At 68.2% G+C, this 18975-nt stretch carries 18 protein-coding genes; 9 read left to right on the forward strand and 9 right to left on the reverse strand.

Annotated elements, in window-relative coordinates; translation table 11 throughout:
* Positions 1-102: 102 nt before the first annotated feature.
* The 5 genes from PV762_RS23560 to PV762_RS23580 all read left to right on the forward strand — a co-directional run bounded on the left by PV762_RS23560 (position 103) and on the right by PV762_RS23580 (position 6731).
* A complete protein-coding gene (locus tag PV762_RS23560) occupies positions 103-537 on the forward strand; it encodes an acyl-CoA thioesterase (RefSeq protein ID WP_421037429.1) in 435 nt (144 codons plus the stop codon).
* 50 nt (positions 538-587) lie between these two features.
* On the forward strand, positions 588-1760 hold the full coding sequence (gene prpC / locus PV762_RS23565) for a bifunctional 2-methylcitrate synthase/citrate synthase (RefSeq protein WP_421037430.1): 1173 nt from the start codon (positions 588-590) through the stop codon (positions 1758-1760).
* Between the two features lie 102 nt (positions 1761-1862).
* Positions 1863-4511 (forward strand): Fe/S-dependent 2-methylisocitrate dehydratase AcnD, encoded by a 2649-nt coding sequence (gene acnD, locus PV762_RS23570; RefSeq protein ID WP_421037431.1) that lies wholly within the window; start codon positions 1863-1865, stop codon positions 4509-4511.
* Positions 4512-4586: 75 nt separating this feature from the next.
* Positions 4587-5798 carry a 2-methylaconitate cis-trans isomerase PrpF gene (gene prpF / locus PV762_RS23575; protein ID WP_421037432.1) on the forward strand — a complete coding sequence of 404 codons (1212 nt, stop codon included), beginning with the start codon at positions 4587-4589 and terminating at the stop codon, positions 5796-5798.
* A gap of 69 nt (positions 5799-5867) precedes the next feature.
* Positions 5868-6731 (forward strand): isocitrate lyase/PEP mutase family protein, encoded by an 864-nt coding sequence (locus tag PV762_RS23580; RefSeq protein ID WP_377157869.1) that lies wholly within the window; start codon positions 5868-5870, stop codon positions 6729-6731.
* 56 nt (positions 6732-6787) lie between these two features.
* Here PV762_RS23580 and PV762_RS23585 read toward each other — a convergent pair whose 3' ends face one another.
* Positions 6788-7207 (reverse strand): DUF3037 domain-containing protein, encoded by a 420-nt coding sequence (locus PV762_RS23585; RefSeq protein ID WP_421037433.1) that lies wholly within the window; start codon positions 7205-7207, stop codon positions 6788-6790.
* Positions 7204-7947 carry a HipA family kinase gene (locus tag PV762_RS23590; protein ID WP_421037434.1) on the reverse strand — a complete coding sequence of 248 codons (744 nt, stop codon included), beginning with the start codon at positions 7945-7947 and terminating at the stop codon, positions 7204-7206. The genes PV762_RS23585 and PV762_RS23590 overlap by 4 nt, the downstream gene beginning before the upstream one ends.
* Positions 7948-8190: 243 nt before the next feature.
* Here PV762_RS23590 and metE point away from each other — a divergent pair, with 243 nt between their 5' ends.
* On the forward strand, positions 8191-10482 hold the full coding sequence (gene metE, locus PV762_RS23595; RefSeq protein WP_421037435.1) for a 5-methyltetrahydropteroyltriglutamate--homocysteine S-methyltransferase: 2292 nt from the start codon (positions 8191-8193) through the stop codon (positions 10480-10482).
* Between the two features lie 249 nt (positions 10483-10731).
* On the opposite strand, the gene PV762_RS23600 is transcribed toward metE, so the two are convergent.
* A complete protein-coding gene (locus PV762_RS23600; protein WP_421037436.1) occupies positions 10732-11217 on the reverse strand; it encodes a hypothetical protein in 486 nt (161 codons plus the stop codon).
* Positions 11218-11325: 108 nt separating this feature from the next.
* Here PV762_RS23600 and PV762_RS23605 point away from each other — a divergent pair, with 108 nt between their 5' ends.
* Positions 11326-11586 carry a VF530 family DNA-binding protein gene (locus PV762_RS23605; protein WP_421037437.1) on the forward strand — a complete coding sequence of 87 codons (261 nt, stop codon included), beginning with the start codon at positions 11326-11328 and terminating at the stop codon, positions 11584-11586.
* 256 nt (positions 11587-11842) lie between these two features.
* The gene (locus PV762_RS23610; RefSeq protein ID WP_421037438.1) at positions 11843-12097 is read left to right on the forward strand and encodes a hypothetical protein; all 255 of its coding nucleotides are present in this window, start codon (positions 11843-11845) and stop codon (positions 12095-12097) included.
* Between the two features lie 98 nt (positions 12098-12195).
* Here the strand turns inward: PV762_RS23610 and PV762_RS23615 are convergent, their stop codons facing one another.
* From PV762_RS23615 to PV762_RS23630, 4 genes are all read right to left on the reverse strand, one after another.
* Entirely contained in the window at positions 12196-12834 is a 639-nt protein-coding gene (locus PV762_RS23615; RefSeq protein ID WP_421037439.1) for a DUF3885 domain-containing protein, read from the reverse strand.
* A gap of 45 nt (positions 12835-12879) precedes the next feature.
* The gene (locus tag PV762_RS23620) at positions 12880-15321 is read right to left on the reverse strand and encodes a mechanosensitive ion channel family protein (protein WP_421037440.1); all 2442 of its coding nucleotides are present in this window, start codon (positions 15319-15321) and stop codon (positions 12880-12882) included.
* Positions 15322-15474: 153 nt separating this feature from the next.
* Positions 15475-15837 carry a hypothetical protein gene (locus PV762_RS23625; protein WP_421037441.1) on the reverse strand — a complete coding sequence of 121 codons (363 nt, stop codon included), beginning with the start codon at positions 15835-15837 and terminating at the stop codon, positions 15475-15477.
* 233 nt (positions 15838-16070) lie between these two features.
* Complete coding sequence (locus PV762_RS23630) at positions 16071-16373, reverse strand: CrpP-related protein (RefSeq protein ID WP_421037442.1); 303 nt, start codon at positions 16371-16373, stop codon at positions 16071-16073.
* Positions 16374-16590: 217 nt separating this feature from the next.
* On the opposite strand from PV762_RS23630, the gene PV762_RS23635 reads away from it, so the two are divergent.
* Positions 16591-16788 (forward strand): hypothetical protein, encoded by a 198-nt coding sequence (locus tag PV762_RS23635; protein ID WP_421037443.1) that lies wholly within the window; start codon positions 16591-16593, stop codon positions 16786-16788.
* Between the two features lie 28 nt (positions 16789-16816).
* On the opposite strand, the gene PV762_RS23640 is transcribed toward PV762_RS23635, so the two are convergent.
* The gene (locus tag PV762_RS23640) at positions 16817-17380 is read right to left on the reverse strand and encodes a hypothetical protein (protein WP_421037444.1); all 564 of its coding nucleotides are present in this window, start codon (positions 17378-17380) and stop codon (positions 16817-16819) included.
* A 79-nt stretch (positions 17381-17459) separates the two neighbouring features.
* Positions 17460-18965, reverse strand: coding sequence for a helix-turn-helix domain-containing protein (locus tag PV762_RS23645; protein ID WP_421037445.1), 1506 nt, complete (start codon positions 18963-18965; stop codon positions 17460-17462).
* Between the last annotated feature and the right edge of the window lie 10 nt (positions 18966-18975).

The raw sequence follows: 18975 nt of genomic DNA on the forward strand, positions 1-18975 counted from the left end.
CGCAAACGCCCCTGCTTCTCTTCGCAACCCATCGCAACTTCATCGTTGCCCCCCAGCCCATCCGCTGCGAACATTGTGAACTTCCCCATTTCACAACTTGCAATGGACTGGCCTTCAGCGCTGTCGAGCGCTTCTTCGACGGAGATGCTCCGCAGCGAGCTGGTGCTCCCGAGGCACGCGAACCACTACGGCACCCTGTTCGGCCCTGAGGCGCTCTCCTGGCTCGGCCAGAACGCGCACATGGTGGCCGCGCGCTTCTGCCACGAGGACATCGTCATGGTGGCCGTGAAGGACGTGCAGTTCCTCGCCCCGGTCCCCGTGGGCTCCGTCCTCCACATCCATTCCCGCGTCTCCCGCGTCGGCGGCACCTCGATGACCGTCGAGGTCCACGCCCGCATCGACAATGCGGCCCCTTCCGACGTCCTCCGCGCGACCTTCGAGATGGTCGCCGTCGACGGCGGCAAGCCCTGCCGAATCACCCCTCGCACCGCGCCCGCCGGGCAGCCGCTACCCTCGATGCCATCGGGCCAGGCCTGAGCCTGCCCGTCCAGCTTTTCCCCAAGATTCCACTTCCAGGAGACATCCCCATGAGCGACACCACGACCGCGAACGCGGCAGCCGCCCCCGCCTTCAAACCCAAGAAGTCCGTCGCCCTGTCCGGCGTCGCCGCCGGCACCACCGCCCTGTGCACCGTCGGCCGCACCGGCAACGACCTGCACTACCGCGGCTACGACATCCTCGAACTCGCCGAACGCTGCGAGTTCGAAGAGATCGCCCATCTGCTCGTCCACGGCAAGCTCCCCAATGCCGCCGAGCTGCGCGGCTACAAGGCCAAGCTGAAGTCGCTCCGCGGCCTGCCCGCCGCCGTGATGGACGCGCTCGAAACCCTGCCCGCCAACGCCCACCCGATGGACGTGATGCGCACCGGCGTCTCCGCCCTCGGCTGCTCGCTCCCGGAGAAGGACGACCACAACCTGCCCGGCGCCCGCGACATCGCCGACAAGCTGATGGCCTCCTTCGGCTCCATGCTGCTGTACTGGTACCACTACAGCCACAACGGCCGCTCCATCGAGGTCGAAACCGACGACGACTCCATCGGCGCCCACTTCCTGCACCTGCTCCACGGCGAACCGCCCTCGGAAAGCTGGGAACGCGCGATGCACACCTCGCTGATCCTCTACGCGGAGCACGAGTTCAACGCCTCCACCTTCACCGCCCGCGTGATCGCCGGCACCGGCTCCGACATGCACTCGGCCATCGCCGGCGCCATCGGCGCCCTGCGCGGCCCGAAGCACGGCGGCGCCAACGAGGTCGCCTTCGAGATCCAGAAGCGCTACGACACCCCCGACGAGGCCGAGGCCGACATCCGCCGCCGCGTCGAGGCCAAGGAGGTCGTCATCGGCTTCGGCCACCCCGTCTACACGGTCTCCGACCCCCGCAACGAGGTGATCAAGAAGGTCGCCCGCGAACTGTCGAAGGAAGCCGGCTCGACCAAGATGTTCGACATCGCCGAACGCCTTGAGAAGACCATGTGGGACGCCAAGAAGATGTTCCCCAACCTGGACTGGTTCAGCGCCGTCAGCTATCACATGATGGGCGTGCCCACCGCCATGTTCACCCCGCTGTTCGTCATCGCCCGCACCAGCGGCTGGTCCGCCCACGTCGTCGAACAGCGCCAGGACAACAAGATCATCCGACCCAGCGCCGTCTACACCGGCCCGGAAGACCAGGTCTTCGTCCCGCTGGCCCAGCGCCCCTGAGGCCACGGCCCCGACACGGCGCGCTCGACACGTCGACCCGGACGGACCGGGTCGCCCGTCGACCGCCACGAACGCGATGACCGCATGAGAGAAGTTTCAGCAATGCCAGCCACGACGCCCGCATCCACCATCGCCTCGGCGATCCCGCTCAATGAGCAATGGCGCAAGCCGCTGGCCGGCACCGCCCTCGACTGGTTCGACGCGCGCGCCGCCGTCGAGGCGCTGCGCCCCGGCGCGTGGGACCGCATGTCCTACACCGCCCGCGTCCACGCCGAGAACCTGGTGCGCCGCTGCGAACCCGCCGCGCTCGACGAGTGCCTGCTGCAGCTCGCCGACGGCAAGGCCGATCGCGACTTCCCCTGGTACCCGGCGCGCGTGGTCTGCCACGACATCCTGGGCCAGACCGCGCTCGTGGACCTGGCCGGCCTGCGCGACGCGATCGCCGATCAGGGCGGCGATCCCGCGAAGGTGAATCCGGTCGTGCCAGTGCAGCTCATCGTCGACCATTCGCTGGCCGTCGAGTGCGGCGGCTTCGATCCGCAGGCCTTCGAGAAGAACCGCGCCATCGAGGACCGCCGCAACGAGGATCGCTTCCACTTCATCGAGTGGTGCCGCACCGCCTTCCGCAACGTCGACGTGATCCCCCCGGGCAACGGGATCATGCATCAGATCAATCTGGAACGGATGTCGCCGGTCGTGCACGTGGACCGCGGCGTGGCCTATCCGGATACCTGCGTCGGCACCGACTCCCACACGCCCCACGTCGACGCGCTCGGCGTGATCGCCGTCGGCGTCGGCGGACTGGAAGCGGAGAACGTGATGCTCGGCCGCGCGTCGTGGATGCGCCTGCCCGACATCGTCGGCGTCGAACTCACCGGCCGCCGCCAGCCCGGCATCACCGCCACCGACCTGGTGCTCGCGCTCACCGAGTTCCTGCGCAAGGAGAAGGTCGTCGGCGCCTACCTGGAGTTCTACGGCGAAGGCGTCTCCGGACTCACGCTCGGCGACCGCGCCACCATCTCCAACATGGCGCCCGAATACGGCGCGACCGCCGCGCTCTTCGCCATCGACGAGCAGACCCTGACCTACCTGCGCCTCACCGGGCGCGAGGAAGCGCAGGTCCAGCTCGTCGAGACCTACGCCAAGGCCGCCGGCCTGTGGTCAGGCGAAGGCAACACGCTGTCCGGCGTCGTCTACCCGCGCGTGCTGAAGTTTGACCTGGCCAGCGTGGTCCGCAACATGGCCGGCCCGTCGAACCCGCACCGCCGCCTGCCGACCTCCGCGCTGACCGAGCGCGGCATCGCCGGCCCGTGGACCGAAGAACCCGGCCGCCTGCCCGACGGCGCCGTGATCATCGCGGCCATCACCAGCTGCACGAACACGAGCAACCCGCGCAACGTCATCGCCGCCGCGCTGCTGGCGCGCAATGCGCGACGCCTCGGCCTGACGCGCAAGCCGTGGGTCAAGACCTCGCTGGCGCCCGGCTCGCGCGCGGTCACGCTGTACCTGGAGGAAGCCGGCCTGCTCGGCGATCTGGAAGCGCTGGGCTTCGGCGTCGTCGCCTACGCCTGCACCTCGTGCAACGGCATGTCCGGCGCGCTGGATCCCGCCATCGATCGCGAGATCGTCGAGCGCGACCTCTACGCCACCGCCGTGCTCTCCGGCAACCGCAACTTCGACGGCCGCATCCACCCGCGCGCCAAGCAGGCCTTCCTGGCCTCGCCGCCGCTGGTGGTCGCCTACGCGATCGCGGGCACCATCCGCTTCGACATCGAGCGCGACGTGCTCGGCGTCGTCGAGGGCCGCGAGATCCGCCTGAAGGACCTCTGGCCGGAGGACGACGAGATCGACGCGCTGGTCCGCGCCAGCGTGAAGCCCGAGCAGTTCCGCAAGGTCTACGAGCCGATGTTCGCGATCACCGCCGAGGCCGCGACGGCCACCGAGCCGCTGTATGACTGGCGCGCGCAGTCGACCTACATCCGCCGCCCGCCCTACTGGGAAGGCGCGCTGGCCGGCGAACGCACGCTGCGCGGCATGCGCGCGCTGGCCGTGCTGCCGGACAACATCACCACCGACCACCTGTCGCCGTCCAACGCGATCATGATGGACTCGGCCGCCGGGGAGTACCTCTTCAAGATGGGCCTGCCGGAGGAGGACTTCAACTCCTACGCCACCCACCGCGGCGACCACCTGACCGCGCAGCGCGCCACCTTCGCCAATCCGACGCTGAAGAACGAGATGGTCCGCGGCGCCGACGGCGAGGTGCTGGCCGGCTCGTTCGCGCGACTGGAGCCCGAGGGCCAGGTCATGCGCATGTGGGAAGCGATCGAGACCTACATGGACCGCCGCCAGCCGCTGATCATCATCGCCGGCGCGGACTACGGGCAGGGCTCGTCGCGCGACTGGGCCGCCAAGGGCGTGCGCCTGGCGGGCGTCGAGGCCATCGTCGCCGAAGGCTTCGAACGCATCCACCGCACCAACCTGATCGGCATGGGCGTGCTGCCGCTGGAGTTCCTCGCGGGAACGTCGCGTCTCACGCTCGGCCTGGACGGCTCGGAGACCTATGACGTGTCCGGCGCGCTGTCGCCGCGCGCGACGCTGACGGTGATCGTCCATCGCCGCAACGGCGAGCGCGTCGAGGTGCCGGTGCGCTGCCGCCTCGACACCGCCGAGGAGGTCGAGGTCTACCAGGCCGGCGGCGTGCTGCAGCGCTTCGCCCAGGACTTCCTGGCGGCGGCGGAAGCGGCCTGAGCAGGACAGGACAGGGCAGGGCGCTGAAGGATCTGTGAAAGGCCTTTGGCGCCCGCAACAACGACGGAAGCAGTCATGAGTTTTCTCCCTCAAGTGAAGATCCCCGCGACCTACCTGCGGGGCGGGACCAGCAAGGGCGTGTTCTTCCGCCTGGACGACCTGCCCGAGGCCGCGCGCGTGCCCGGCGCCGCGCGCGACCGGCTGCTGATGCGCGTCATCGGCAGCCCCGATCCCTACGGCAAGCAGATCGACGGCATGGGCGGCGCGACGTCCAGCACCAGCAAGACGGTGATCATTTCGCGCAGCACGCGGCCCGGTCACGACGTCGACTACCTGTTCGGCCAGGTGGCCATCGACACCGCGCTGGTCGACTGGTCCGGCAACTGCGGCAACCTGTCGGCGGCGGTCGGTCCGTTCGCCATCCAGGCGGGCTTCATCGACGCGGCCACGCTGCCGCGCGACGGCATCGCGACGGTGCGCATCTGGCAGGCCAACATCGGCAAGACCATCGTGGCGAAGGTCCCGATGCGGGACGGGCAGGTGCAGGAGAGCGGCGACTTCGAGCTCGACGGCGTGACCTTCCCCGCGGCGGAGGTCGAACTGGCCTTCCTCGATCCGGGCAATGACGACGCCGACGGCGACGATGCCGGCGGCGCGCTGTTCCCGACGGGCAACGTCGTGGACGTGCTGACGATGCCGGAGGACCTCGTCCCCGGCGGCCGGCTGCGCGCGACGCTGATCAACGCAGGCATCCCGGCCGTCTTCGTCGACGCGAAGGACCTGGGTTATTCGGGCACCGAGCTGCAGGACGCGATCAACGGCGACCCCGTCGCGCTGAAACGGCTCGAGGCCATCCGCGCGCACGCCGCGCTGCACATGGGCCTGATCAAGACGCTGGACGAGGCGAAGACGCGGCAGCACACGCCGAAGCTGGCCTTCGTCGCACCGCCGGCGAGCTACCGCTCCTCGGCCGGCAAGACCGTGGAGGCCGGCGACATCGACGTGCTGGTTCGCGCGATGTCCATGGGCAAGCTGCATCACGCGATGATGGGCACGGCGGCGGTCGCCATCGGCACCGCGGCCGCGATCCCCGGCACGCTGGTGTGCGAGGCCGCGGGCGGCAAGGCGCTGCCGGCGGTCCGCTTCGGCCACCCGTCGGGCACGCTGCGCGTCGGCGCGGAAGCGGTCCAGGAAGGTGGCCAGTGGCGCGTGACGCAGGCGGTGATGAGCCGCAGCGCCCGCATCCTGATGGAAGGCACCGTGCGCGTGCCCGCCGAGGCGCTGTGATCGGCTCCGGTTGATTCCGCCTTCGACCTCCTTATCGAATTCGACTTCAGACATTCAAAGAGAACTGACATGACATCGACCCGCAAGACGCTGCGCGCGCTGGTGAACGAACGCCGTGGCGTGCTGGTGCCGGGCGCGTTCAACGCGCTGTCGGCCAAGGTGATCGAGGACCTCGGCTTCGAGGCGATCTACGTGACCGGCGCCGGCGTGACCAACATGTGGTTCGGCCTGCCGGACCAGGGCTTCATGGGCCTGTCCGAGATCGCCGACCACACCGCGCGCATCCGCGACGCGGTGAACCTGCCGCTGATCGTCGACGCCGACACCGGCTTCGGCAACGCGCTGAACGTGCGCCACACCGTGCGGGTGCTGGAACGCGCCGGCGCGGACTGCATCCAGCTCGAGGACCAGGTGGCGCCCAAGCGCTGCGGCCACTTCAGCGGCAAGGAGGTCATCTCGACCGAGGAGGCGGTGAGCAAGATCAAGGCGGCGGTGGATGCGCGTCGTGACCCGGACTTCCTGATCATGGCCCGCACCGACGCCTGCGCCACGCAGGGCTTCGAGGCCGCGATCGAGCGCGCCCAGCGCTTCGCCGAGGCGGGTGCCGACATCCTTTTCGTCGAGGCGGTCACGAAGGCGGAGGAGATCCGCGCGCTGCCGCAGCGCCTGTCGACGCCGCAGCTGATGAACATGGTCATCGGCGGCAAGACCCCGATCACCGATGCGAGCGAGCTGCAGCAGATGGGCTACGGCGTCGTGCTGTACGCCAATGCCGCGCTGCAAGGCGCGGTGGCCGGGATGCAGAAGGCGCTGGGCGTGCTCAAGACGCAGCGCCGCATCGATGAGGATCCCAACCTGGTCGTGCCCTTCGCCGAGCGCCAGCGCCTGGTGGGCAAGCCGGAGTGGGATGCGCTGGAGAAGAAGTACACCTGACCCGGCGTGATCGATCCAGACCAGCGGCGCGGTGTGCCGCGCTGCCCCACGGTTTTTCAAACAGAGGTGGGGGAGGTCCGGTCGACGTAGTGCTTGTAGAGACGGTCCAGCTCCGCCTCCGGCGAATCAGCAAGAGCCACCCGGGCCTTGCTGAACTTCACCTGCGCTTCGCGCGCATGCGTGACGCCTTCGAACAAGGCGCGCGTTCTCGCGGCGATGTCATCGCCTTGCTGGCGTTCAAGTTGCCGTTTGACGCGCTCAAGTTCTCCGCTCATGACGAGCACGGCAGCCGAATACATCTCCGGAGACAGCCCTTCGAAGAAATCGGTGACGCGTTTGTGCTTTTGGGCCTCCAGCCGGAACCCGAAAAACCCGGTCTGGGGACAGGCCACAACGATGCCGATGTTCACGAATTCTTCCGCGTCGGAGTGCGGCATGAATCGAACGAGGGCGTAACGACAGGCCAATTGGGTCATCGCACACTCCAGAAATCAGGTTCGACACAGCGCGAGAGCATCCGCAGTGCTCTCTCAGGGTCATAGGCGGCGGGAATGTCCTGCTCTGCATTGGCCCATCGCCACTCGTGAGGAGCATTTTCCAACGCCCATCTTGCGACGACCAGCGCTTGGGACATGCGATGCGTCCAGGCGGCGCGAAGCTCTGCATCTTGCGTAAGCGCATCCCACTCCGAAGCGAACACATGGTTCTCTACGAAAGCGACCGTGTCGAACTCATCATCGAAGGCTTGGTTGTGATCGATGATCACAAGTCGCTCAGGGATGGTTTCCCAGAGCATGTTCGTGTTACCGACCTGGCGGTCGCCATTCTTGACCCACCAGTCGAACACCAGAACCGCTTGTCGCACACGCGCGTCCACTTGGTGCGAGAGGCTGTTCTCATACCAAGTCGCGTTCTCGCGCTCCGCTGAACCGAACGCCGGGGTCGAGCCGAGTAGCCGCAGCTCAGACGAAAGTTCTCGCAGAACGAATTCGTTCGCCTGGACGAGGACGAACGGCGCGATCGGCAAGCCAAGGGCCAGCGCCATGTATCCGGCGATCCATTCCCGCCAAAGACTGGCTCTGTCGGTCTGCTGCCCCTTGACGTAGTACCTCCTCCCATCCTCCGCGCGGCAGAGGATCGGCTTGGTCATGCCTTGCTCAGCCACCCGAATCACTTCGGTGAGCTGAATCAGCCGGGGCGGGGTGGAATAGGGCATCGAAAGAGATGGTCGTTCTTGCGCCGTCTGAAGATGAGGAGCATTGTCGCCGCACTTGGTCTGACGCCTTTCGGGCGAGCGCTGCCGTGAGGCAGTGGGGCAGGAGCCTCGAGTGGATCGGCCCGCGGAGGACTGATGAATCTCATTCACGTCTTCTTGAATTAATATCGTTTTACGTCATGGAGAACGGTCCCTACGCTTCGGGACCTTTCAGCAGTTGATCTCCCGGGAGGGAGCCTCGCCATGACCACGATCCACAACCTCGGCTTTCCCCGCATCGGCGCCAGGCGCGAACTGAAGTTCGGCCAGGAGGCCTACTGGAAGGGCCAGTCCACGCGCGATGAGCTCCTCGCCCTGGGCGCCCAGCTGCGTGCGAAGCACTGGGCCGACCAGCAGGCGCTGGATCTGGTGCCTGTCGGCGACTTCTCGTTCTACGACCAGGTGCTGGACATGAGCTTCACGCTCGGCAACCTGCCGCAGCGCGTGCGCGACTTCCACGGCGACACGCTGGACAACTACTTCCGCGTCGCCCGCGGCCGCGCCGCCGAAAGCGCCGAGGCGCACGCGCGCTGCTGCGGCGGTGTCGCCGCCGGCGAGATGACCAAGTGGTTCGACACCAACTACCACTTCATCGTGCCGGAGTTCGATGCGTCCACGACCTTCAAGCTCGACGCCTCGCGCCTGCTGGCGCAGCTGTTCGAGGCGAGGGTGAAAGGCGTGAAGGCCAAGCCGGTGATCATCGGTCCGATGACCTATCTGGCGCTGGGCAAGGCGAAGGACGACTCCGACCGCCTCGCGCTGCTGCCCAAGCTGCTGCCGGTCTATGCGGAGCTGCTGAAGACGCTCGCCGCGCAAGGCGTGGCCTGGGTGCAGATCGACGAACCGATCCTCGTCACCGACCTCGAAGCCGGCTGGGCGCAGGCGTTCAAGACCGCCTACGCGGCGCTGGCGGGGTCAGGTGTGAAGCTGTTGCTCGCCACCTACTTCGGCCAGCTCAAGGACAACCTGGCGCTGACCGCCGGCCTGCCGGTGCAGGGCATCCACCTGGACGCCGTCAATGCGCGCGACGAAGTCTCCGCGCTGACGGCGGCGCTGCCCGCGGACCGCGTGGTGTCGCTGGGCGTGATCAACGGCCGCAACATCTGGAAGAGCGATCTCCATGCCGTGCTCGACTGGCTGGAGCCGGTCGCCGCGACGCTCGGCGAGCGCCTGTGGATCGCGCCGTCGTGCTCGCTGCTGCACGTGCCGGTCGACCTCGCGAGCGAGCTGAAGCTCGATGCCGAAGTGAAGTCCTGGCTCGCCTTCGCGCTTCAGAAGCTGGCGGAGCTGGACCTGCTCGGCCGCGCGCTCAAGGGCGGCCGCGCTTCGGTGCAGGCCGAGCTCGACGCCAACCGCAACGCCGTCGAAGCGCGCCGCCGCTCGCCGCGCGTCAACAACCCCGCCGTGAAAGCCGCGGTCGCCGCGATCGATGCCAGGCTCGGTCAACGCCAGACCGCCTACGCGCAACGTGCCGCCAAGCAGGCCGCGCTGCTGAAGCTGCCGGCCTTCCCGACGACGACCATTGGCTCGTTCCCGCAGACCGGCGAGATCCGCCACGCGCGCAGCGAGTACAAGGCGGGCCGCCTCGACGAAGCGGGCTACCAGGCGGCGATGCGCGCCGAGATCGAGCGCAGCGTCAACGAACAGGAAGCGCTGGGGCTGGACGTCTTCGTGCACGGCGAGGCCGAGCGCAACGACATGGTCGAGTACTTCGGCGAGCAGCTCGAGGGCTACGCGTTCACGCAGTTCGGCTGGGTGCAGAGCTACGGCTCGCGCTGCGTGAAGCCGCCGGTGCTGTTCGGCGACATCAGCCGGCCGAAGGCGATGACGGTCGCGTGGACCCGCTACGCGCAGTCGCTGACCGACAAGCCGATGAAGGGCATGCTGACCGGGCCGGTGACCATCCTGAACTGGTCCTTCGTCCGGGACGACCAGCCGCGCTCGGTGTCGTGCAAGCAGCTCGCGCTGGCGATCCGGCAGGAGGTGCTGGACCTGGAGCGGGCCGGCGTGCGCGTGATCCAGATCGACGAGGCCGCGCTGCGCGAAGGCCTGCCGCTGCGCAAGTCGCAGTGGGGCGAGTACCTGGACTGGGCCGTCGAGTCCTTCCGCATCACCGCCAACGGCGTGGCGGACGAGACGCAGATCCACACGCACATGTGCTACTCGGAGTTCAACGACATCATCGCGTCGATCGCCGACATGGATGCGGACGTGATCACGATCGAGACCTCGCGCTCGGACATGGAGCTGCTCGACGCGTTCGACGACTTCAAGTACCCGAACGAGATCGGCCCGGGCGTCTACGACATCCACTCGCCCAACATCCCGACGCAGGAGCACATCGTGGAGCTGATGCGCAAGGCGGCGGAGCGCATCCCCGCCGAGCGCCTCTGGGTGAATCCGGACTGCGGGCTCAAGACCCGTCAGTGGGCGGAGGTGATCCCGGCGCTGACCAACATGGTCGCGGCGGCCAGGACCCTGCGGCAGTCGGTCTGAATTGCTCCCTCTCCCGCGGGGGAAATCTTTTTGACTGCCGAGGCCGCTGGCCCTCACCCCCACCCTCTCCCGCAAGCGGGAGAGGGAGCAAGAGGAGCCAGCGCCACGAGTCGAGCCCCGCTTGCGGGAGAGAGAGCAAGAGGAGCCAGCGCCGCGAGTCGAGCCGGTCGGACTCCCTCTCCCGCTTGCGGGAGAGGGCAGGGGTGAGGGCCAGCAGCCTCACGCCCGCCTTGGGGCCGGGTCTTGCCCTCAGGGCTTCAAAAAGTCGTTCTCCACCCAGGCCGCGGCGGTCGCCTCGTTGAACTTGAAGCCGGCCGCCACGCGCACCTGCGCGAGCTGCTCGCCGTCGTCGTTCAGCGCGGTCAGCGTCGCGTACGGGTTGTCCTCGTCGGGAACGATGTCGAGCAGCACCTGGATGCGGCCGTTGTCCGTGTCCAGCTTGACGCTCTTGTGCAGCCGGGCGTGCAGCTGCTGCTCATGACGGCGCAGCACCTCGGACGCCGTCTTCACCAGCGTGTGGAAGGCGGCCGCATCGAGCGGCTTCGGGTTCTTCTTGTCGCGCCCCATCGTCCAGGGGCCGACGAGGGCGGGCTCCGCCTCGCCGATCAGCGTCATCGCGACGGCCCAACCCTCGTCGTCCTCGTTCTTGATGACCTGCGCGGTCCAGCGCTCGTCCTGCCACGTGCGCGGCTCTTGGATGATGGGGCGTTCTTCGTCGGGGAAATTCGTGCTCATGGCGATGAAGGTACCACGCGGGCCGGAGCGCTGAAGCGTGCCGGGGCGCGCTTCGCGTCGACCGCCGCGGCGCGGCCATGGCCCGGCGCGACCGGCGACAATCCATTCATGACCGAGTCCGCCCCGCCGCCGCAAGAGCAACCGCGCAACCCGTTGCACGGCCTGACGCTGGAAACCATCGTGACCGAGCTGGCCGCCGAGTACGGCTGGGACGGCCTCGACGAGCGCATCCCGCTGCGCTGCTTCGCCTTCGAGCCGAGCGTCAAGTCCAGCCTGAAGTTCCTGCGCAAGACGCCGTGGGCGCGCGAGAAGGTCGAAGGGCTCTACCTGTTCATGCTGCGGGAGCGGCGACGCCAGACGCGCCCCTGACCGACGAGGACTCCCGCGCATCGCCGTCAAGTACGGCCAGACGAGGCAAAGCGCCGACAGGGCCAGCGACCTGTCGGCGTTTTCCATTGAGCCGACCCTGCACCGACCCTGGACCCACCGCTGCACGCTGGCGGCTCATCGACTGCCGATGCAGTTCACGCCGCCGCGCTGCAGGTTCGTCGCCGGGCGCTGGAGGGCAGGGCGGTCGATGACGACACTGCATTCATCGACACAGCAACCCCTTCCGGAGATCGACATGAACGCCACCCACCGCCTCGCCATCACGTCCGCCACCGGCACCACCGTCAAGGCCGTCGCCTTCGGTGCCGTGGCCGCGCTGGCCCTGGGCCTGGGGATCGCTCATGCGCAGGGCCAGCGCGATCTGCGCGCCTCGATCGTGACGCTGGATCCGGTGGTCGTCACCGTGAAGCGCCAGCAACTGCCGACCGTCTACGTCACCGGCCGCCGCGACGCGTCGGCCGACGATCGCCAGCTCGCCCTGGCCGAATGAACCCCGACGGTTGCACGGTGTCGGTGGAGCGATCCACGGACTGACGTCCTCGGTTCGCTTCCCAGCAAGACGCCCGGCTCGTGCCGGGCGTGCCTCCCTCACATCCCACTCGCACGCGTCGGAAGCCAATCCCGATGACGCGATCGCGCTGGATCGACATCCTCCGAAGACGGATAGAACAGATCGGCGCCGCCGTCGTACGGCGCGTAGATGCTGCCGCGGTGCAGGTTGGCGAAAAGCAGCGGCCAGGTGCGGTCGTTCGCGCGATCGGCAATCAATCGATCGAATGCCCCAGGGTGCCAGGTCACGGGCTGCGCCAAGAAAGCCATCTGGTCGCCATCGTCACTTTCCTCCGCGGTCAGTACGAGTTCCGGCATCCCGCCCACTGTTTGGAGCCATGTCTGCTTGCGCGCCAATCGTGCCGCCTCCGGTCCTCCCGACCAGCACGCGAAGAACAACAAGCACAGGGCGCCTTCGCCCAGAAGCTCGCTGGCTACCGCGTTCTGGCGCCGCAGCACCTCGGCGAGTTGTGCGTCGTCATCGGGATAGCGCTTGGATTCCGGCAGGCTGTGGATACGCAGCCAGCGATCCGCCAGGGAGGACTGCCGGCACAGGTGGCCCGCCGGCAGCGCATCACCAAAGCGATTGAGCCAGGCCTGGGCGATCGGATGAAGAGGGCGCTTGCCGGCGGGGCCGCGAGATCGCTGGAGGCTGGTACGGAAAAGGGCTGACGGCATCCGGCGAGTGTAGGGAAGGCCATGACGGCCAGGGCAAGCTGAGCTTCATGGCCTTCGGGGCGGCGTATCCGCAAGGCCCGCATCTCCGCGAGCAATGCTCCTGGCGGCACCCTCGACGCCCTCCGGCATGCTCCGCAGGTGGACGTCCATCTGCGGATACGGAATGTCGATGCCGGCCTGGCGGAGCGCCGCGAGCACGCGGGCCAGCAGTTCGCCGCGAAGGGCCATCCATCCGCCGATGTCCTGCGTCCAGACGCGGACCACGAAGTTGAGCGAGCTGTCCGCGTAGCTGGTCATCAGCACCACGGGCGGCGGAGTCACGGACACGCCGGGCGTCTCGCGCGCCGCCGCGCCCAGCACCGCCAGCACCTGCGCCGGGTCCGAGCCGTAAGCGACATTCACCGCGATCTCGATGCGACGGCTGCGGTCGAACATGGTCCAGTTGGTCAGGTTCCCGCTCAGCAGCAGGCCGTTGGGCACCACCACGTCGGCGCCGTCGAAGGTGCGCAGGATGGTGGCGCGCAGACCGATCTCGCGCACGGTGCCCGACGTGCCCGCGGCGTCGACCATGTCCCCCGGCTGGATCGGACGCTCGAACATCAGCACCAGGCCGGAGACGAAGTTGTTGACGACGCCTTGCAGTCCGAATCCGATGCCCACGCCCAGCGCACCGAACACCAGGGCGAGCTGGCTGACCTTGAAGCCCGCGGCGGACAAGGCCACCAGCAGGCCGAGCAGCAGGACGCCGTAATAGCTCAACGAGGCGATGCTGTTGCCGACACCCCGTGGCAAGGCCGCATGGTGGGGCAGCTCGTCGCGCAGCAGTCGACGGACCGCGCGAGCCACCCACAGGGCCAGCCAGGTGGACAGGAAGAACACCAGGACGTCGCCCAGGTGGATCGAGACCTCGCCCACGTCGACGCCGAGATCGAGCACGTTGGCGCCCACGGCCCGCAGGGGCCGGAGCACGCGGAAACGGTCCATGCTGTAGACGAGCCAGCCCAGCCACGCGGCGAGCACCAGCAGCCGGGTGGCCATCACCTCCAGCGCGGGTGCGTGCTGCCGGACGAGCTTTCTCTGCGCCACCTCGGGTTGTCGCGCGAGTGCGTGCAGGATCCCGCGCACCGCCGCCACGCCCGCGTAGAGCAGCAGGGCCATGTAGCCGCTGTCGATCACGCCGCTGGTCAAGGTTTCCGCCAGGGAGATGTTCCCGCCGATGTTGGACGCAATGGAGACCGTGAGCACGGCCAGCACGGCCCAGCTGATCCGGCGGACCGCCGTCCGGAGACGGCTCTCTCCGGTGGCACGGTCAGCAGGCGCGCGGCGGAGCAGCCACACCGTGAGTCCCATGGCCAGGAGGCTCACGCCCAGCGTGTAGAGCCGGTACAGGCCGACGTCGGCCGGCACGGCCACGCCCAGGCGGTCGACGATGTAGAGCGCCACCGCGACGTAGGGCCAGACGCCCAGCGCGCGCACTGTGCCGGACGGCAACAGGCGCAGCACGGGGATCAGCGCCAGCACCAGGGCGAGTTCCTGGACGAGCAGGGGAGCGTCAGGCTCCAGCACCAGCACCCCCAGCATCGCCAGCAGCAACCACGACGACACGGGGCGACGCAGGGCGTGCGGCACGTGGCTCGGCTCGCTGTCATCGGGCGCGCGTCGGCTGCGCACGGCCAGCCACAGGATGAGCGGCAGCAGCAGGATCTGGATCATGCGCAGCGCCTGCTGGTTCCCGCCGTCCGCCGCGTGATAGTCCAACGCGAACTGGCGCTCGATCTCGAAGCCGCGTTCCATCGCGGCGAGCGCTCCGGCCGTGCCGGTGCTGGGCCAGAACTCGCTCCACAGCGGCGGCACGTCCGTCCGCAACAGCTGGCGGTCGATCTCATCGATGGCCGCGTCGACCTCGTCGTGACCCGCGTTGATGCGGGCCTTCAACTCGCTCGCGCGCTGCGTCAGGTCGAACTGCTTCGCCAGCACGATGCCCAGGGATGCTTCGGACGCATCGAACTGCGCGAGCATCGTGTCCACGCGTGCCGAGAGCGTGGGGGGAAGTCCGTCGAGCAGGCCCGCCGCGCGCGTGGCCGACCACGCGGCGCGACGCTGGGCCAACTGGACCGCGGTGTCCGCGTACGGTGCCAGCGCCCGGGTGGAGCGCTCTTCCCATCGCGCGAAGCGGCGTTCGTCGAAGTCCCAATGTCGCGCCAGGCTCTCCAGGCGCATGACCGTCAGCGTGCGCAAGGCGCTGCCCGCCGCGGCATTGAGCTTGGCGTTGACCGGGCGCGAGATGTCGTCGAGCTCGCTGGCGAGCCGTTCGGACGGGTCCGGCGCCTGGAGCAGCCGTTTGGCCCGATCGACGCGTTGCAGATCCTCGTCGGCGCGCGTCAGGATGTCGGGCGCGGCGACGGGGCTGACCGTGACGGTCCCCGACGCTGTGGCGGGAGGCGGCTCCGGACTGGCCGCCGCGAGCGTCAGCAGTGGGGCCAGCAATCCTGCGACCAGGAGCCGTGGGACGCGTCGAAGGAAGGGGGTGGGCAATCCGCGCATTTGGCAGGGGATTGTGCATGCGCGCCCCGTGTCCCGGCCGATGTCCTCAAGGCGCGTCGGCCCGCGCGCCGCCGTTCATGAACAGCCGGCTTGCCTTCAGCCGCGGCTGGACTGCGGCAGCTTGCTGTCGGGGGAGGGCTGTCGCCCGGAGCGGCGCGACGGGAATTCTTCCGGGTGATGGTCGTTGAGGCGATCGCTGGGTGGCACATCGCTGCCTTCGGGCAATTCTTTTGGCGGCTCGATCTCTTCAACATCGGACGACTGCCGGGTCGGCTTCGCCTTGTCGTTGCCGGTACGAACGGCACCGGAGTTCGACGCGTTCTCTTCCTCGTCATCAGGGACATCGGCGCCGGTCGATTCACCCACGGGGCGGTTGTCCCCGACCGGGTCGTCGTCTTCGTTCTCGGGACGCGACGTTTTCGGGGCTTGCGTGCCGCCAGGCGAGGTACTGCTGTTCATGGTGAGACCTTCGTTGTGCCGAGAGACCGGCTCAACGACTGAAGGCAAGTTAGAGGCCATGACCTGTCCGCCCCGACGTAAAGACAGCATCGCTTGGCGTCACGCGCCAGCGGTGTGGTCCCGCGGCGAAGAGTCCGGACCCGCGCGACGAGGCCGCCCGGTAATCCGGGCCGATAACGAGGAAACGCGGAGAGAACCTGTTGGTCCCGAGGCCGGGTCTGGCGCGGGGCCGTTCAGTGATCGTCCTTCGTGCGGTAGGTGTCGCCGCGCTCGGTGGCGGCCTTGTCGTCGGTCCTCGACTGGGCCTCGTGGCCGCTCTGCCACGCGTCCTTGCGCTCCTTCCACAGGTCGGAGCATTCGCCGGTGCTGGTCGGCAGGTTGGACGTCTCGTCCATCGGATTCCCGGAAGACCCGTCGCCGCGGGCCGCGGCCTTGGCGCCTTGCCGCTGCAGCTCCGCCCGCTCCGCGGTGGGCAGACCGTGTTCGACGCCGGGTTGTGGTCGCTTGTCCGCGTGGGGTTTGGTACTGCGCTTCATCGTCCACTCCAGCCTTGATCGTGAGCCCCATTAGGCGCTTGTCGCGAAGCGCAGGGGGCAATGTGGAATTCTTCAACCCGTGAATCGGTATGACACCAGCGACGCGCTGTCGCTGTCCGCCACCAGCGCCGTGTCCGCGTGTCGGCGACAGGCGTCAGCCGACGAGCGTTCTCATCGCCGAGACCGATGACCCAGCAAGACCAGGAGGGGCAGTCTGATGAGCACATCGAAGGTGTCAAGGTCCCGCATCGCCGCCATTCTGGCGTCGTTCTCGAGCGTGCCGCCGCGCTGCGTGTACTGGCGTCGAGCTTCTTCGATCTCGCTCGACCTCGGCGTTGCCGGGCAAGCGCATTCGCTGCAGCGTTCGCACGCGGGCGCGTTCGAGCGGCCGCAGGACAGGCAGGACCAAGCGTAGGAGGGCATGTGGGGATGTTAGATCGACGCTAGGTGAAGCTGCAGATGAAATACGGTCCGGTCAGGTGCTCGCATCCCACCAGATCGCCGTCGAAGCTGGTCCGATCGCGATCGACCGAAGGATCCTGCCAGGCAGGTGCGTGGATCACGCCGTACCAGTTGTCCAGCATTCCGCCCATGGGAAAGGCCAGATCCGCGTCGCGCCCTGGCTCATGGATACACCGTTTCGTAGCCACACATGACGGCACCTCTCCGTGCGCGGCTTCGCGGACCGCTTGCTCGAAGTAGGCGCGTTCGGTCCAGAACCAAGCCTGCTTGGCGACGACGTTCACGCCGCCGGACATCCAGGCCGCCCACACCGCGAGGGTGACAACACATGCTCGGCGGCAGCGCACGCGATGCTCGCCTCGCCATGCTCCGATGGCGGTGCTGATGAGCGCCACGAGCCCGCTGATGAAGACCATCAGCGTGAGGGGCATGCCGAGAAATGGATTGATCTCGAGCTCGTAGAACGACAGGGCGAAAACGCCGACGATGAAGAGCGCCACTGTGACGAACGAGAGGCACCTGCGGGCGTTTTCAGCAAGACTCATTGGCTGCGCTGGATGAGACATCCGCGCAGCGTAGAGGCCGATGGTGTGGTCAGCGTGAAGTGGTCGACCGAAGCATCCTTCAACCCGTGAACCGATACGACACCAGCGACTCGCTGTCGCTGTCCGCCACCAGCGCCTTGCCCGCAGGCGGGAACGCGCGCTGGACGCAGTGCTCGCGCGGGCAGACGCGGCAGCCGGGGCCGATGGGGATGGCCTGCTTGGACACCGTGCTCTCGTCGAAGTTCAAGCCCTCGGCGTAGACCAGCTCCCGCGCATGCGAGATGTCGCAGCCGAGCCCGATCGCGAAGAGCTTGCGCCGCGCCAAGTAGCCGCCGCCGCCGTGCCGCTCGATGGTCCGCGCGATGCCGAAGAAGCGGCTGCCGTCCGGCATCTCCGCGATCTGCGTGAGGAAACGACCGGGCTGCGCGAAGGCCTCGTGCACGTGCCACAGCGGGCAGGCGCCGCCGTGTCGCGCGAAGTGGAAGCTCGTCGCGCTCTGCCGCTTGGAGATGTTGCCCGCCTGGTCCACGCGCACGAAGTAGAACGGCACGCCGCGGTTGCCGTTGCGCTGCAGCGTCGAGAGGCGATGGCAGATCGTCTCCACGCTGACCTGGAATCGCTGTTGAAGCAGCTCGACGTCGTAGCGCGCGTTGCGCGCCGCGGTGAGGAACTCGCCATACGGCAGCAGCGTCGCGCCGGCGAAGTAGTGGGCGAAGCCCTGCCGGGCCAGCGCGCGCGTCGCTTCGTCGACGAAGGCGCCCGCGCCGAGTTCCGCCTCGATGGCATCGGCCTCGGCGATCAACGCGTACTGCGTGGCGAGCTGGAACGCCTGCTGCGCATCGCTGAGGAAACGCGGCATGCGCAGCAGCCGTCGACGCGCGTCGTAGTGACGCAGGAAGGCGTCGGACATCTCTTCCCGCGTCTGCGGGTCGTCGGCCACTTCGGTCTTGATCCCGTGGCGTTGCAGCAGCAGCTCGCGCAGCGGCTGCGCGCGATGGCCAGGGACCAGGCCGAGCGATTCCGCCAGCTGCTCGCCGCGCAGGTCCAGATCGTCGAGATGGTTGTTGCGGCGATTCAGGTGATCGCGGACGGCCTCGTGCGGCAGCGGCTCGCTGCGGAACGAGGGCGGCGCGCCCGCCGCCTCGCGACCCTGCTCGCCGTAGAAGCGGTCGATCATCTGCGAGTGCTCGTCCTGCAGCCGCAGGTAGCGCTGATGCAGCGCGACGTAGGACTCCGCCAGTTCCGGGGCCTGTTCCACCAGCCGCGCGACCTGTGCCGGCGCCATCGCCGTCGTGGTCAGCGAGCGGTCGCGCAGCGCCGCGTCCAGGTCCGCGAGCAGTTGCTGGTCCTGCTCCTCCGAGAACTGCCCGATGCCGCCGCCGAAAACCTCCGCGAGCTTGATCAGCACGCTCGCCGTGACCGGCCGCTGGTTGGTCTCGATCTGCGACACGTAGCTGAGCGACAGCGCCAGGCGGCTCGCCAGCTCGGCCTGATTCCACTGCAGCTGCTCGCGCAGGCGGCGGATCCGCGGCCCGATGAACAGCTTTCGGGACGAACTCGACGGGGTACCGGTGGGGCTGGCCATGCGTTTCACA

This window comes from Mitsuaria sp. CC2 (assembly GCF_048957715.1).
In the GTDB taxonomy this organism is placed as follows: Bacteria; Pseudomonadota; Gammaproteobacteria; order Burkholderiales; family Burkholderiaceae_C; genus Roseateles.

Bases quoted from the DNA above. Each gene is read 5' to 3' on its own strand.
- PV762_RS23630 (WP_421037442.1), bottom strand. From the start codon at position 16,373: ATGAAGCGCAGTACCAAACCCCACGCGGACAAGCGACCACAACCCGGC.
- PV762_RS23590 (WP_421037434.1), bottom strand. From the start codon at position 7,947: ATGCCCTATTCCACCCCGCCCCGGCTGATTCAGCTCACCGAAGTGATT.
- prpC (WP_421037430.1), top strand. From the start codon at position 588: ATGAGCGACACCACGACCGCGAACGCGGCAGCCGCCCCCGCCTTCAAA.
- PV762_RS23600 (WP_421037436.1), bottom strand. From the start codon at position 11,217: ATGAGCACGAATTTCCCCGACGAAGAACGCCCCATCATCCAAGAGCCG.
- PV762_RS23580 (WP_377157869.1), top strand. From the start codon at position 5,868: ATGACATCGACCCGCAAGACGCTGCGCGCGCTGGTGAACGAACGCCGT.
- PV762_RS23645 (WP_421037445.1), bottom strand. From the start codon at position 18,965: ATGGCCAGCCCCACCGGTACCCCGTCGAGTTCGTCCCGAAAGCTGTTC.
- prpF (WP_421037432.1), top strand. From the start codon at position 4,587: ATGAGTTTTCTCCCTCAAGTGAAGATCCCCGCGACCTACCTGCGGGGC.
- PV762_RS23560 (WP_421037429.1), top strand. From the start codon at position 103: ATGGACTGGCCTTCAGCGCTGTCGAGCGCTTCTTCGACGGAGATGCTC.
- PV762_RS23610 (WP_421037438.1), top strand. From the start codon at position 11,843: ATGAACGCCACCCACCGCCTCGCCATCACGTCCGCCACCGGCACCACC.
- PV762_RS23625 (WP_421037441.1), bottom strand. From the start codon at position 15,837: ATGAACAGCAGTACCTCGCCTGGCGGCACGCAAGCCCCGAAAACGTCG.
- PV762_RS23585 (WP_421037433.1), bottom strand. From the start codon at position 7,207: ATGACCCAATTGGCCTGTCGTTACGCCCTCGTTCGATTCATGCCGCAC.
- metE (WP_421037435.1), top strand. From the start codon at position 8,191: ATGACCACGATCCACAACCTCGGCTTTCCCCGCATCGGCGCCAGGCGC.
- PV762_RS23640 (WP_421037444.1), bottom strand. From the start codon at position 17,380: ATGAGTCTTGCTGAAAACGCCCGCAGGTGCCTCTCGTTCGTCACAGTG.
- acnD (WP_421037431.1), top strand. From the start codon at position 1,863: ATGCCAGCCACGACGCCCGCATCCACCATCGCCTCGGCGATCCCGCTC.
- PV762_RS23605 (WP_421037437.1), top strand. From the start codon at position 11,326: ATGACCGAGTCCGCCCCGCCGCCGCAAGAGCAACCGCGCAACCCGTTG.
- PV762_RS23615 (WP_421037439.1), bottom strand. From the start codon at position 12,834: ATGCCGTCAGCCCTTTTCCGTACCAGCCTCCAGCGATCTCGCGGCCCC.
- PV762_RS23635 (WP_421037443.1), top strand. From the start codon at position 16,591: ATGAGCACATCGAAGGTGTCAAGGTCCCGCATCGCCGCCATTCTGGCG.